The organism is Negativicoccus succinicivorans (assembly GCF_014207605.1).
Taxonomy (GTDB): Bacteria; Bacillota; Negativicutes; order Veillonellales; family Negativicoccaceae; genus Negativicoccus; species Negativicoccus succinicivorans.
On sequence record NZ_JACHHI010000005.1, the window covers coordinates 59,328 to 73,423 of the forward strand.

The following is a 14,096-nucleotide window of genomic DNA, read 5'->3' on the forward strand; positions in this document are numbered from 1 at the left end:
GTACACTTATTTTGTGTCGCCATGCTCCGGATAAAGTCTTTGTTTCGCCGCTGCGAGATGCTCCCAAATCGAGCTTGCACATTGCGCATACAAGCTTGCGTCACCGCCGAAAGGATCGGGGATTTCTCCGCCCAAACCGCTCCATTCGCCAAGTGTTTGGATTTTCTTTTCCAGCTCACCGAACGAGCGCCGTAAAAGATCGCGTTGGCTTTGCGTCATCACCACGACCGCATCCGAATTTTGTAACATGTCCCGTGTCAATGCTTTTGCGGTATGCCCGGAAAACGGAATCTCACGACGTGACAGTTCCGCCACTGCCAACGGCGCCGCCGGCATACCGATGGCCGGTGCCAAGCCCGCCGAGTGGACCGTGTGTGAATCGTCAGTAACATCTTTCATTAAATATCGCCACATCGCTTCCGCCATCGGACTGCGACAGGTATTGCCCGTACATACAAATACGACTTTCATTTATTTCACCTCTCGAACCTGGTACGCGGCCGCTTTCAAAAGGCGATTCATGACCGCAAGCCCGATGCCCTGATCGGAAATACCTTCGGCATAAATCTCCTCCGCCGCCGTCTCGTCAAGATACAGCAAGCCCTGGTATAAATGCGCCGCATACGCTGCAGCGTCAGCTGCCTCGCCCCAAATATAGATATTCTCACCGGCAGGTAAGGCGCGCGCCGTCTCGGCGCTTACCAGGTAGCCGCGGCGAGAGTCGTACGTTTTTGCCAGCGCTGCGCGAATTTTTTCAGTTTCTCCCGTATATAAATACACCGGTACACGCGGCGCGTAATGACGGTACTTCATGCCCGGCGCTTTCGGAATGCCTTGACCTGTGACAAGCGCCGTATCCAAACGCGTCGGCGCAAAGGCGGACAGCATTTCCAAGGTAATCGCTCCCGGTCGATATATGACAAGTTCATTTTCCTGCAGTGATACCACGGTCGATTCCAAGCCGATCCGGCAAGCGCCGTCATCTAAAATGACATCCACTCTGCCGTCCAAGTCATGCCGCACCGCCGGCGCGGTCACTGGACTCGGCCGTCCGGACAAATTCGCGCTGGGCGCGGCCAAAGGTACGCCTGCCGCCGTAATTAAAGCGCGCGCCACCGGCTGACTCGGCGCCCGTACAGCTACCGTCGCACCGCCCCCCGTCACTGTTGTCGGAACGATGTCCGATTTCGGCAATACCAATGTCAGCGGTCCCGGCCAAAATTCGGAAATAAGTCGGTCAACAAGCGGCGGAATTTCCTTTACCAAAGGCGCCAGGCCGTCGCGATCCAGCACATGTAAAATCAGCGGATTGTCGCTCGGACGTCCTTTGGCAACATAAATTTTTTTCGCCGCCTCACTATCCAAGCCGTTGGCCCCTAACCCGTATACCGTTTCCGTCGGAAATGCGACAAGGCCGCCGGCCCGCAGAATTTCACCCCATGGAGCCACCTGCGGACCCAGCGGCCGTGAGTGATCAATTGTTACATACTTTGTTTTCATATCCGTTTCCACCAAACTACACGATCAAGATTCTGCAGATCCTGCCTGACGGCAGGTTCGCTGAACGCGTTCACTTCACGCACAAGAGCGCTTACCGCGGCCCCCTGCTCCGCGCCGATCTCCACCGCACAAAGCGCACCTTTGCGCAAATGAGGTACCATGGCCGGAATCATTCGGCGGTAAATGGCTAAGCCGTCTTCTCCGCCGCGCAACGCAGTCATCGGTTCGTGCCGTACTTCCGGCGCAAGGTCTTCAATATCCCCATCGGGAATATACGGCGGATTAGACACGATAATATCAAATGTTTGATCGGCAAGTGAGCGAAAAAGATCACTCTCGATTATTTCCACGCGATCGCTTACTTCCAAACGCACCGCATTTTGCCTCGCAACCGCCAAGGCGGCAGCGGAGATATCGCAAGCAATGCCTGTCCATTGCGGACGATAGTGCAAAAGGCTCAAGATGATCGCGCCGCTGCCGGTACCGATATCCAATACCCGCAAAGGCGTTTCACCGCAGTGCTCCAGTACCGTTTCCACGAGCGTTTCCGTCGCCGGACGCGGGATCAAAACATCTTTTGTCACCACAAAAGGCAAGCGCATAAATTCTTTTTTACCAACGATCGCCGCGACGCTGTAGCCTTCGATGCGACGTTGAATATATGTTTTCAGTCGGGCGAGTTCGGACGCTTCGAGCGGACGTTCAAAGTGCGTATACAAATATAATCGATTGACATCGAGCACTTCCGCTACCAATAAGTCGGCATCCAAACGCGGGTTTTCTATTTCGTGCTTGGTAAAATACGCCACCAGCCATTGCAGCATACGACCGATCGTCCAGAGCTCGTTCGCCATCAGTTCTCGCTTTCCGCCAGTTTGGCCGCCTGATCCGCAGCAATCAAGCCGGATAACAGTTCTTCCAAATCGCCGTCAAGTACCGCCTGCAGCTGGTAAATCGTTACATTGATACGATGATCCGTCACACGACCTTGCGGGAAATTATACGTGCGAATGCGTTCGGAACGATCGCCGGTTCCCACTTGACTCTTACGGTCAGCCGCCAGTTTCGCATCCGCTTCCTGTTGCGCTAAATCGTAAAGACGCGCTTTTAGTACGCGCATTGCTTTATCTTTGTTTTTGGCCTGACTTTTCTCATCCTGGCAGGTCACTACCAGGCCGGTCGGCAAATGCGTAATGCGTACAGCGGTTTCCGTACGGTTGACGTACTGACCGCCTGCCCCCGATGCGCAATACGTATCGATGCGCAGATCCGACGGTTTGATTTCGATTTCCACATCTTCCGCTTCCGGTAAAATGGCCACCGTCACCGTCGATGTGTGGACACGACCGCCGCTTTCGGTTTCAGGCACACGTTGCACACGATGTACGCCGCTTTCGTATTTCAATTTGGAATACGCACCGACTCCTGTGATCGAAAAGACGACTTCTTTATAGCCGCCCAAACCGGTTTCATTCCAATCGATCAAATCGCAATGCCAGCCTTGCGCTTCGGCGTAATGCGTATACATGCGCATTAACTCCGCGGCGAATAAAGCCGCCTCATCGCCGCCGGCGCCGGCGCGAATTTCCACGATGACGTTTTTCTCATCGTTGGGATCTTTCGGTAATAATAAGATTTTCAACCGCTCGGCAAGTTCCGCTTTTGCCTGTTTATTCTCAGCGAGTTCCTCTTTTGCCAGAGCCAGCATATCCGCGTCCTGGTCTTTATCGTTCAGTAATTCTTCTGCTTCACGAATGCCGGCCACAGCTTTTTTGTACTCGCGAAACGTTTCGACCGTTTCCGCCAAGGCGGCATGCTGCTGCATCAACGCGCGCCACTTTGCCTGCTGCGCGATAACGTCCGGATCGCTGATTTGCTGCTCTAAATCTAAAAAAGTATCTTCGACCGTTTGTAATTTATCCTCTAACATATTCCTCCTGCGGCTTGGCCGCGTTCATCGCGGCAATGGCGACTTCGATCTGACTGTCATCCGGCGGGCGAGTGGTAATATTCTGCAGCCACAGTCCCGGTTTTACCAATGCCTGCACCAACGAATTGTCGCTGCGCGCAGCCAGCCGAATCCATTCATAGGCAAGGCCCGCCACGACAGGCATCAAAATAATGCGGGAAAGAAAGCGTTCCCACAAACTTGGCCAACCTAAAAACGCAAACACAAAAATACTGACAATCACAACCATCAGCAAAAAATTCGTGCCGCAACGCGGATGTAATCGGGATTGCGGACGAACATTTTCGACCGTCAGCGGTAAATTCTTTTCATAGCAGTAAATCGTTTTATGCTCGGCACCATGATACTCGAATACGCGCTGAATATCTTTCGTCCGCGAAATGCCGTATAAATACGCTAAAAAGATCAGGAGCCGCAAGATTCCTTCCGCCAAATTCAACAAAACATGGTTGGAACCCGTCCCCGGGATAAATTTAGCCGCGTATGTCGGAATCGCCAGAAACAAAACCGCGGCAAATATCGTTGACACCGCCATCGTCGTATAAATCTCTTTATCGTCCAGCTTTTCGTCTTCTTCGCCCGCGACCTGCGCCGAAAACATCAGGGAACGCATGCCGATGACAAGCGACTCGTACAGCGCTACCATACCGCGCAGCAAAGGCTTGCTTAAAATCGGATACTTCGCGCCTAAGGGCAATACTCTGTCCTTTTTTATGACGATATCGCCGCCGGCCTCACGAACCGCCGTGGCAACATACTCCGGTCCGCGCATCATCACACCTTCGATGACCGCCTGACCTCCTACATAAGCTTTTTTCACCAAATTCCCACTTTCATTTTATGTATAAAAATAGACAGACACTGTACGCGCCTGCCTACCCTTTTATTCGCTCTCTTTGCCGTATCGTTTATTGAATTTTTCAATACGGCCGCGCGCTTTCGCGAAACGCTGCTGGCCCGTATAGTACGGATGCGATTTGCTACTGATATCCACGTTGACCAGGGGGTATTCGTTGCCGTCTTCCCATTTAATTGTCTGGCTCGACGTCATTGTGGAACGAGTCAAAAACGCGTAATCCGCGCCGGCGTCTTGGAATACGACCGGATGATATTCGGGATGAATTCCTTTCTTCACAGTTGCACCTCTTTTCTTAACATACTGACACTAAGATAGTATAACAAATGCCCATGTCAAATGCAAGATAATTTACATACCGATATCTCATTTTATAGTGGACTTTACAAAAAAAACAAACGGCACCGCAGTACCGTTTGCGTAAAATTATTTTATTTTGCGTATTCCGCAAATGCCGCTTTCAGTTCATCCGGACGATTGCCGACGATTCGTTTTACTTCTTCGCCGTTCTGGAAGAAAATGAGGCTCGGTACGCCCATTACGTCCATTTGACCGGCGAGGTCGCCGCCTTCATCCACATTCACTTTGACAACTTTGATCTTGCCCGCGTATTCTTCTGCGAGCTTATCAACTACCGGCGTAATCATTTTACACGGGCCGCACCACGAAGCCCAAAAATCAACCAATACAGCGCCTTTTTCAGATTTTACTTCCGATTCAAATTCTTGTGCAGTGGTAATTTCTGTAATATTTGCCATTAGGTATCACCTCATGTAATATATATCGAAAAATATAGAAATCCTATATCAATATCATACCTACTTTCTTTCAGTCTGTCAAGTTTGTCCCTATTATATATGTATCAAAATACCGATACGGCAGGCGTTGTTGCACTTTATGCGAGAGTAAATTGAAAACAAAAAATCCGCCGTAGCGGATTTTTTTATTACGAGTAGTCAATAAGCCGAGTTCTGTACGTTTACACGTGACAATCATCTTTCTAGACAGCCGATTACTCGACTGTTCAAGCGACACACCCAAAAGGTCAGCGGGCAACTTCATCCCTTTTCTATTCGGTCTTGCTCCGAGTGAGGTTTACCTGGCCGACGGGTTACCCCGCCGCCGGTATGCTCTTACCATACCGTTCCACCCTTACCGTTGCCGGCGGTCTACATTTCTGTGGCACTATCTCTGAGGTCACCCTCGCCGGATGTTATCCGGCACTCTGCCCTGCGGAGCTCGGACTTTCCTCGAGCTTACGCTCGCGATTGTCTTTCGTACTCGTTTTGACAGTGTATCATGTTTCTGCCAGGTCGTCAATTTCCCCAAAATGAAAATATATCTGCCCGCACAGGATCAGCGACGATGTTCAGGCGGACGCCATCCGTCGCAAGCATTTGCGCTAAATAATCCGCCAGACGATCGGCAATTTTGATCTCCGTGTGGTAATGATGTCCGTCGACTACCACGATTCCCTGCGCCGCGGCACGCTGCGCCTCGTGGTATTTGACGTCGGCGGTCAAATATAAATCCGCGCCCTTCTGCACCGCGGCATCGGCGAATTCCATACTGGCGCCGCTGCAAAGCGCAACGCGTTCAATGGTTGCACGTTGGCCGGCATACCGCAATACCGGAATCTCCAAGGCGGTTTGAATTTTCTTGAGCACATCGCCCAGCGACAGCGCTTTAGGAAAACGGCCGATCCGTCCCAAGTAAGAGGTTTCCCGCGGTCGTTCCAAAGGATACACATCATACGCCGCTTCTTCGTAGGGATGCGCGTCAAGCATCGCGCGGAGTACTGCGTTCAAGTCATGTGCCGACACGATGGCTTCCACGCGTTCTTCCTCGACCGTTTCCACTTGTCCCGGATTCCCCAAAAAAGGCTGCGCGCCGGCTAACGGTAAAAAGCGTCCCTGTCCCTGCGCACTGAACGTGCAATGCGAGTAATCGCCGAGCGCGCCGGCACCGTGATCGCCCATGGCGGCGCGGACTGCGTCTGCATGCGTTTGCGGTGTGAATACCGCCACTTTGTAAAACGGCTCGCTATGTACCGGTACAAGTCCTTTGACATCAACAAGCCCGATTTGCTCCGCCAACAGATCATTTACACCCGCGGTCGCAATATCCAAATTCGTATGCGCGGCGTAGCAGGCGATATCGTTTTGCACTAAAAGTCTCACTAAGTCCGCAACCGGGTCTCCGGCGACCAATTGCTTCAACGGTTTGAACAGAATCGGATGATGCGCAACGATGAGGTTGATACCGTGCTCTTTCGCATAACAGATATTTTCTTTCGTGACATCAAGCGCCGTCAAAACACCTGTCACTTCCGTCTCCGGATCGCCGACCAGCAATCCTACATTGTCCCAGTCTTCCGCCAATTTCGGCGGCGCCCATTCTTCCAATGCCTGCATTATCTTTCGGATTCGCATTGCTGCAGCATCTCCTTCCACTGTGCGATATGTTTCTCCAATGAATATAATTCCACCTGTCGTGCCGCAGATCGCTCTTTCGCGTGCAATAGACCGTTGCGATGAGCTTGCGCGCGCTGAATTAATCGCTGCAGATGACGGGCTAGCATCGGCGCGCGGCTTTCCCAAAGGTAGGGCCCGACCGCCGCGAGTTCCTCCGGCAGATTCTGCGTCCCGGGAACGACACGAATGATTTCATAGAGGTGTTTGCCTTCTTCGCAAAGCCATTCCCGATCAATTTTCAGACCGAGTTCCCGCAAACTTCGTCGCAACAGCGCCTGCCCCGTCATCGGCTGCAAAATAATAAACGCCAGCTTTTGATATACTTCCGGCCGCGCCTGTAAAAGTTCCCGCATCAGCGGACCGCCCATTCCCGCCAAAATAATACCGTCCGCCTCGTCAGCCTGTAAAATTTCCAGGCCGCTGCCCAGACGAAAATCAGCCTGCGCGCTGCATTGCGTTCGGCAAAAATTTTGCCGCGCCGTTGCCAACGGACCTTTCCGTAAATCGCTGACGATAACGTGACGCGCCCGCTTTTTTTCGAGCAGGTACAAGGACACGTAGCCGTGATCGCTACCGATATCAGCTACAGTATCGCACACGGGCACGGCATCCGCAACGGTTTGCAAACGTGGTGACAACGTTACAGAAGGCGCTGCGCCATCCGGCATACAAGAACTCCTTTCGACAAAAAAGGACGACCGCAGTCGTCCTACAATGCAATGTGGTGGGCCCACCTGGGATCGAACCAGGGACCGACCGGTTATGAGCCGGCTGCTCTACCCCTGAGCTATAGGCCCGGTGTATAAATATACTTTTCTATTATACAAAAGCATATCAAGCCCTGTCAAACATCAGAGGTAATCGGTAATCTTCTCGCGTTTCCCGCGACTGCGCAATTTTTCCAAGGCTTTACGCTCGATCTGACGAATCCGTTCACGCGTAACGTCAAAGTACTGACCGACTTCTTCCAGCGTTCTCTGCTTGCCGTCTTTTAACCCGAACCGCAAATAGATGACTTCCCGTTCACGCTTGGTAAGACCTTGCAAAATATCATCGACCTGCTCTTTAAGCAAAATGGCCGAAGCCGCTTCTTCCGGAGCGACGGCATTGCGGTCTTCGATGAATTCCACCAAATGGGAATCTTCCTCTTCGCCGATCGGAGTTTCCAACGAAACCGGTTCCTGCGCAATTTTCATGATCTCGCGCACACGTTCCACGGTAATGTCCATTTGCTCGGCGATTTCTTCCGGCGTTGCTTCGCGTCCCAGTTCCTGCAATAAATTGCGAGCCGTTCGTGAAAGTTTGTTGATGGTTTCCACCATATGTACCGGAATACGAATCGTACGCGCCTGATCAGCGATTGCACGGGTAATCGCCTGGCGAATCCACCAGGTCGCATACGTGCTGAATTTGTAACCTTTTTTATAATCGAATTTATCGACCGCTTTGATCAAGCCGAGGTTACCTTCCTGCATCAAATCCAAAAATTGCATGCCGCGGCCGACGTAGCGTTTCGCAATGCTGACAACCAAACGCAAGTTGGCATCCGTCAGATCCTGCTTGGCAAAATGCGCATCCGCCAAAACGCTGCCCTCATTGTGACGTACTTCTTCCGTGACGAGTCCGGCCTCTAACCGGCTTTGCACTTCGTCAGGTGATAAAAACGCTTCGCTCGGTGTTGTCTCTGCGTTTTCTTCATCGGTCGGAAGTTCCGCCATGGCTGTCGCCATTTCTACCGCCTGCGCTATATTCAAGCCATCCGCGGGCTTCATTTGCAGAATATCCAATGATTTTTGCAAGATTTCCGCCGTCGTTTCGTCCCATGTTAATGCGGAAGGAACTTGGAATGCCGTATACGGAATATCTCCCTGCGCATTACTTACCTGCGCCATCGCGGCTACCCAATGGATCACAGCCTGTCGCTGCGCCTGCGTTTCCATAATCAATTTGCCGGCTTCGATGCGTTTGGCAAGCGCTACTTCTTCCGGTGCTTTTAACAGTGAAACACGACCGATTTCTTTAAGGTACATACGCACCGGATCATCTAAATGAATATTGTCATTGCCATCCTGCAAGTTTTCGGACGTGGCTTTACGTACTTCGCGCGCTTCACTGTCTTCGTCTTCATCCTCTTCCGCCAGCGCCTCTTCCTTCTCTTCGCTGTTGACCATTTCAATGTTCTCTTTGTAGAAGCGAGCGTAAATTTTTTCATTTTTTTCCGCGCTTAAATCAAACCGTTCGAAGGCATCCATGACTTCTTCATATGTCAACATGCCATCGCGACGGCCGCGTTCCACCAGAAGCATCAGAACCTGATCAAGGCTGGCGCCTTTTTTGATCAATTGTTGCATCGATTTGGCATCATCGGCTGCGACGGCGCTTCTCGATGCTTTTCCTTTGCTCTTCTTTTCCGTTTTAGATGCGGTCGCTTTTTTGTTACCGCCTGCTTTTTGTTTAGTTTGCTTTGAGGTTTTTTCCGCCCGTTCCGTCACGGTGACTTGATCATCTTCCGTGATCGCAAGCGGAAGGCCTGCCTCCTGTAATTGCTGCGTCAACAATGTGCGACTGCGTTGCGAAAAATGATGCGGAGCCAAAATGGAAGATGCGGCGACAGTATCTTGCGGCTTTGACTGATACCATTCGATCAAATCCTGCCGCGCTATTTCGATTCGTTCCGACACCGTCAGGCGCGTCCGTTTTTTTGTCGTCTTGGTCTGGTTAGTTGCCGTCATTGTTCCATCCTCTTCCATAACTCCGTACTTGCTTTGTTCAAAAATCTCTCTCCTTAAATCAGCGCAATAATTTTTCTTGCGTTTTCAGTTTTTCCAGCGCTTTGCGTTCGATTTGCCGGATGCGCTCGCGTGTGACGTCAAAGTATCGTCCGACTTCTTCGAGCGTACGGTGTTTGCCGTCACGCAAACCGAAACGCAGATAAATGACTTCGCGTTCGCGTTCCGGTAGCGTATTGAGCGCCGCTTCAATCTGTTCGCGTTGCAATGTTTCCGCCACGGCTTCTTCCGGCGCCACCGCATCGCGATCTTCAATGAACGAGCCCAAGTGGGAATCTTCCTCTTCCCCAACCGGTTTTTCCAACGAAACCGGTTCCTCCGCAATTTTTCGGATCTCTCGTACTCGCTCAACCGTTACTTCCATCGCTTCGGCGACTTCTTCAATCGTCGCCTCGCGTCCCTTTTCCTGTCCGATCTGGCGGGTCAACCGGTTCATCCGATTGATTGTTTCCACCATATGCACCGGAACACGGATCGTGCGTGCCTGATCGGCGATCGCTCGCGTAATCGCCTGGCGAATCCACCAGGTCGCATACGTGCTGAATTTAAATCCTTTTGTATAGTCGTACTTTTCCACTGCTCGCAGTAAACCGAGATTGCCTTCCTGGATCAAATCCAAAAACGGCAAGCCGCGACCGTGGTATTTTTTGGCAATGCTTACAACTAACCGCAGATTGGCATCGGAAAGTTCTTTGCGCGCCATATCGGCATCCGCTTCCAGATCCCGCTGTTCGCGTCTCGTGAAACCTTCCACCTCGCGACCGGCTTCGATGCGTTGCGCCAGTTCCACTTCTTCGTCGGCCGTCAACAAGTCGACCTGACCGATTTCTTTTAAATAGGTTTGCACCGCGTCATCGACTCGACTGCCGGCCGCTTCCGTCGCCTCCGCCTGTGCAGCGGCGGGCGATGTGACCGCGCAGAGGACGAGTCCCCGCGTGGCCAGCGCAGCGAGCATCTGGTCCCATTTACGATACGAAAAACCTTGCTGCACCGCATACTCTTGCCAAACGCTATACGCAAGGTTACCGTGTTTATCCGCGCGTGCCACAAGACTTGCGATGTGTGCCCGATTGCCTTTCTTCGTTGTTTGCATGGCGCCTCCTTTACCACTCATCACAGAGAATGGATGTTTTGCGAAATTTCTACAACCAATTCCATTTCCCTGCGGAACGCTTCGACATCTCCCGCCTGATTATACCGTTCGGCCGCTTTTCTGTGCGCATTATACGAGCGCACCAGCGTCGCCTTGCGAAGACGTCGGATAAGTAATGCCACGTCAGTGGTTCGTGGCGTCAGCCCATCTATTATAACACCCGAAAGCCGCGCTTGCTCGTCGGCCGTCAAAGAAATTTCCCGACCGATTTGCGCCGCACTAACAGTATCGTTGGCCGTCGTCTGTAAAAAGGCAAAAATATTTTTCCACAGAGGATCCGTGAAATCCTCAATCGTCAATTGATCAAGCAAATCTTGGCGTTGCGCCGATCCGCTGAACAGCAGATGGATCGCATTGTCTTCCGCCGGATCGGGGGTGACGCGCGGTGCCTCGGCCGTTTCCGCCCGATTGCCCGCGGGTGCAATGTACACGTTTTTTGCTTGCGCTTTGGCGATTTTTTGCGCTTCACTGCGCACGATATTTTCATTCATGCGTAAGCGCGTCGCCAAACGCCGCAGATAACTGTCGATCGTAATGGCATTATCCGTTTGCATGATTTCCGGAACAAATTCCTGAACGATCATATTTTTGCCGTCGGTACTGGTCGCGTCGTGCGCGGCAATGATTTCATCCAGTCGGTAATCCAATACGTTCTGCGCCATGGCAATGACATCTTCCCACGCGTTAGCGCCGTGTTGTTTAATGTATTCATCCGGATCTTTCCCGTCGGGAAGTGTCGCAATACGAAGTTTCAAACCCGTCTCGCGCGCGATGGTAATCGCCCGTCGAGTCGCCTCGCGGCCGGCGCGATCCATATCATACGCAACGATCGCTACATCGCAGATGCGGCGCAGCAGTTGCGCCTGACGTTGCGTGAATGCCGTACCGAGAGAAGCGACTACATTGGTCACTCCCAAATTGTGAACGCCCACGACATCCATGTAACCTTCGACCAGCACCGCTTGTTTTGTCCTGCGGATCTCTTTGCGAGCCCGCTCCATCGCAAACAATAAGTCGCCTTTATGAAAGATCGGCGATTCCGGTGAATTTAAATACTTCGGCTCGCCCTCTTCGATGATGCGACCGCCGAAAGCCACCACACGACCTTTATCGTCGCGAATCGGGAACATGCAGCGCCCCCGAAAACGGTCATACGTTTTCCCGTTTTTCGTCAGGCATAAACCGCTTTTAATCAGATCTTTCTCCCGATAACCGCGTTCGCGAAAATCGCGATACAAGCGATCCCATTGGGGCGGCGCAAAGCCGAGTTTAAAATCGACAATGGTCTGCGCGGATAAACCGCGTTTCTTAAAATAGTCGATACCCGCAGCGCCCATGCGTGTTTTCGTCAGGCAGTTATGAAAATAGCCAGCCGCCAAATCGCAGATCTCATATAACCGTTGCCGCTCTTCTTCCCGCTCGCGTTCGGCCGGCGATAAATCCGTTTTGGGAATTTCCAGACCGATCCGTTGCGCCAGCTTTTCCACGGATTCCGGAAAAGAAATATTTTCTATCTTTTGCACAAATTGAAAAACGTCGCCTCCCGCATGGCAACCGAAACAATAAAAAAATTCCTTGTCGGGTGAGACGGAAAATGACGGCGTCTTTTCTTCATGAAACGGACAGCACGCCCAGTAATTATTCTGTTTTCGGGTCAGCGGCACGTAGCTTCCGACAACATCGACGATCGGATTGCCGGCTCGCACCTGCTCAATAAATTCTTTGCTGAATTGCATAACGCCTCCGTTTCTGATATATGTATTAACCGTGGAGCGGCAAAATCCTTTTTTTGTCCACGCAAAAGCCGTCGTCATGGTGACGACGGCTTTTATTTATTTGGCATAATCGGTCGCCCGGGTTTCCCGGATGACGACTACTTTGACCTGCCCCGGATACTTGAGTTCGTTTTCGATGCGCTTGGCAATTTTGTGTACCAGCAACGTGGCTTCGTCCTCATTTATTTTTTCCGGTTTGACCATAACACGAATTTCGCGACCGGCTTGAATCGCAAAGCAATTTTCCACGCCCTCAAACGATTTGGCGATTTCTTCCAACTTCGTGAGACGTTTCAAATAATTTTCCAGCGTTTCGCGACGAGCGCCCGGCCGTGCGGCTGAAATCGCATCTGCTGCCGCTACCAAAACCGCTTCCACAAAGGTCGCTTCCGTATCGCCGTGATGGGATGCAATCGCATTCACAACAACGTCCGGTTCATGGTACTTCTTGGCAATCTCTACACCCAATTCCACATGCGTGCCTTCCGTTTCCTGATCGATCGCTTTGCCGATATCATGCAATAAGCCGGCACGACGTGCCATGCCCACATCGGCTCCGATCTCGGCGGCCAGCGTGCCCGCTAACATCGCCACTTCCACGGAGTGCTGCAGAACGTTTTGACCATAACTGGTGCGATATTTCAATCGTCCCAATATCTTAATCAGCTCGGGATGTAAATCGTGGATACCGACGTCGAATGTCGCCTGTTCACCGGCTTCACGCATCGCTTTATCCACTTCTCGTTTGGCTTTTTCGACGGTTTCTTCAATACGAGCTGGATGAATCCTGCCGTCTTTAATCAAGTTTTCCAAGGCAATACGCGCGATTTCCCGCCGTATGGAATGGAAACCGGACAGCGTCACCGCTTCTGGAGTATCATCAATGATTAAATCTACACCGGTCGCCATCTCCAGCGCTCGAATGTTGCGCCCTTCACGACCGATAATCCGACCCTTCATTTCATCATTCGGTAAGCTTACCACCGAAATCGTAGTTTCGGCGACCTGATCGGCGGCGTTGCGTTGAATCGCCAGTGAAATCACTTCACGTGCGTTTTTATCCGCTTCCGCTTCGAATTTTGTTTGTAATTCACGAATCAAGACCGCTTGATCATGCTTAATTTGCGTCTCCGTTTGCTCCAGCAACAATGCCTTCGCCTGTTCCGCAGTCAAGCCAGAGATTTCTTCCAACTTTTGCAACTGCTGCGCATACAGGCTGTCTGCCGCGCTTTGCCGTTCTTTTACTTTCGCATCACGGCGCTGCAACGCTTCTTCCTTATGTTCCAGCGAATCCGCACGTTTCTCCAAATTTTCTTCTTTTTGCAGTAAACGTCGTTCATACCGTTGTAAATCTGTGCGGCGTTCTTTTTCTTCCTGTTCAAAATCGGTACGCAGACGATGCATTTCGTCTTTTGTCTGCAGGACGCTCTCTTTGTACGTGCTGTCAGCATCCCGTCGCGCCTGAGCGACGATGCGGGAAGCTTCCTGCTCGGCACTGCCGATTTTCGATTCCGCTAAACTGCGTCGTAAAAAATAGCCGCATGCCACGCCGATAATCGCCAAGAGAAGTCCTATCATGA

At 51.7% G+C, this 14,096-nt stretch carries 12 protein-coding genes, 1 tRNA gene, 1 other RNA gene and 2 pseudogenes; all 16 read right to left on the minus strand.

Translation table 11 applies throughout. The features are described 5' to 3' along the window. Nucleotides 1-6: 6 nt before the first annotated feature. The gene (locus HNR45_RS05795) at nucleotides 7-471 is read right to left on the minus strand and encodes a low molecular weight protein arginine phosphatase (protein ID WP_024048529.1); all 465 of its coding nucleotides are present in this window, start codon (nucleotides 469-471) and stop codon (nucleotides 7-9) included. Next, entirely contained in the window at nucleotides 472-1,500 is a 1,029-nt protein-coding gene (locus HNR45_RS05800; RefSeq protein WP_159823240.1) for an L-threonylcarbamoyladenylate synthase, read from the minus strand. Continuing rightward, nucleotides 1,497-2,354: a peptide chain release factor N(5)-glutamine methyltransferase gene (prmC, locus tag HNR45_RS05805; RefSeq protein ID WP_159823241.1), complete on the minus strand. Its 858-nt coding sequence runs from the start codon at nucleotides 2,352-2,354 to the stop codon at nucleotides 1,497-1,499. The genes HNR45_RS05800 and prmC overlap by 4 nt, the downstream gene beginning before the upstream one ends. Continuing rightward, nucleotides 2,354-3,430, minus strand: a complete 1,077-nt coding sequence (prfA, locus tag HNR45_RS05810) for a peptide chain release factor 1 (protein ID WP_159823242.1) — start codon at nucleotides 3,428-3,430, stop codon at nucleotides 2,354-2,356. Before prfA ends, prmC begins: the two co-directional genes overlap by 1 nt. Beyond that, nucleotides 3,417-4,244, minus strand: a complete 828-nt coding sequence (locus tag HNR45_RS05815) for a DUF1385 domain-containing protein (RefSeq protein WP_159823277.1) — start codon at nucleotides 4,242-4,244, stop codon at nucleotides 3,417-3,419. Before HNR45_RS05815 ends, prfA begins: the two co-directional genes overlap by 14 nt. A 108-nt stretch (nucleotides 4,245-4,352) precedes the next feature. After that, nucleotides 4,353-4,604, minus strand: a complete 252-nt coding sequence (locus tag HNR45_RS05820; protein WP_024048524.1) for a type B 50S ribosomal protein L31 — start codon at nucleotides 4,602-4,604, stop codon at nucleotides 4,353-4,355. Between the two features lie 152 nt (nucleotides 4,605-4,756). Then, the gene (gene trxA, locus HNR45_RS05825) at nucleotides 4,757-5,083 is read right to left on the minus strand and encodes a thioredoxin (RefSeq protein WP_024048523.1); all 327 of its coding nucleotides are present in this window, start codon (nucleotides 5,081-5,083) and stop codon (nucleotides 4,757-4,759) included. Between the two features lie 187 nt (nucleotides 5,084-5,270). Beyond that, an RNA gene (gene rnpB, locus HNR45_RS05830) (RNase P RNA component class A) lies at nucleotides 5,271-5,609 on the minus strand. Between the two features lie 32 nt (nucleotides 5,610-5,641). Beyond that, nucleotides 5,642-6,757, minus strand: a complete 1,116-nt coding sequence (locus HNR45_RS05835) for a Nif3-like dinuclear metal center hexameric protein (protein ID WP_159823243.1) — start codon at nucleotides 6,755-6,757, stop codon at nucleotides 5,642-5,644. Then, nucleotides 6,739-7,467, minus strand: a complete 729-nt coding sequence (locus HNR45_RS05840; protein WP_159823244.1) for a tRNA (adenine(22)-N(1))-methyltransferase — start codon at nucleotides 7,465-7,467, stop codon at nucleotides 6,739-6,741. Before HNR45_RS05840 ends, HNR45_RS05835 begins: the two co-directional genes overlap by 19 nt. A gap of 54 nt (nucleotides 7,468-7,521) precedes the next feature. After that, nucleotides 7,522-7,596 (minus strand) — tRNA-Ile (locus tag HNR45_RS05845). A gap of 54 nt (nucleotides 7,597-7,650) precedes the next feature. Continuing rightward, nucleotides 7,651-8,364, minus strand: a pseudogene (gene rpoD, locus HNR45_RS07315) (RNA polymerase sigma factor RpoD); the annotation flags it as partial. Between the two features lie 393 nt (nucleotides 8,365-8,757). Further along, nucleotides 8,758-9,549, minus strand: a pseudogene (locus HNR45_RS07375) (sigma-70 factor domain-containing protein); the annotation flags it as partial. A gap of 40 nt (nucleotides 9,550-9,589) precedes the next feature. Next, entirely contained in the window at nucleotides 9,590-10,681 is a 1,092-nt protein-coding gene (rpoD, locus tag HNR45_RS05855) for an RNA polymerase sigma factor RpoD (protein ID WP_024048519.1), read from the minus strand. A 20-nt stretch (nucleotides 10,682-10,701) separates the two neighbouring features. Then, the gene (gene dnaG / locus HNR45_RS05860) at nucleotides 10,702-12,477 is read right to left on the minus strand and encodes a DNA primase (protein ID WP_159823247.1); all 1,776 of its coding nucleotides are present in this window, start codon (nucleotides 12,475-12,477) and stop codon (nucleotides 10,702-10,704) included. Nucleotides 12,478-12,573: 96 nt separating this feature from the next. Further along, on the minus strand, nucleotides 12,574-14,094 hold the full coding sequence (rny, locus tag HNR45_RS05865) for a ribonuclease Y (protein ID WP_159823248.1): 1,521 nt from the start codon (nucleotides 14,092-14,094) through the stop codon (nucleotides 12,574-12,576). Between the last annotated feature and the right edge of the window lie 2 nt (nucleotides 14,095-14,096).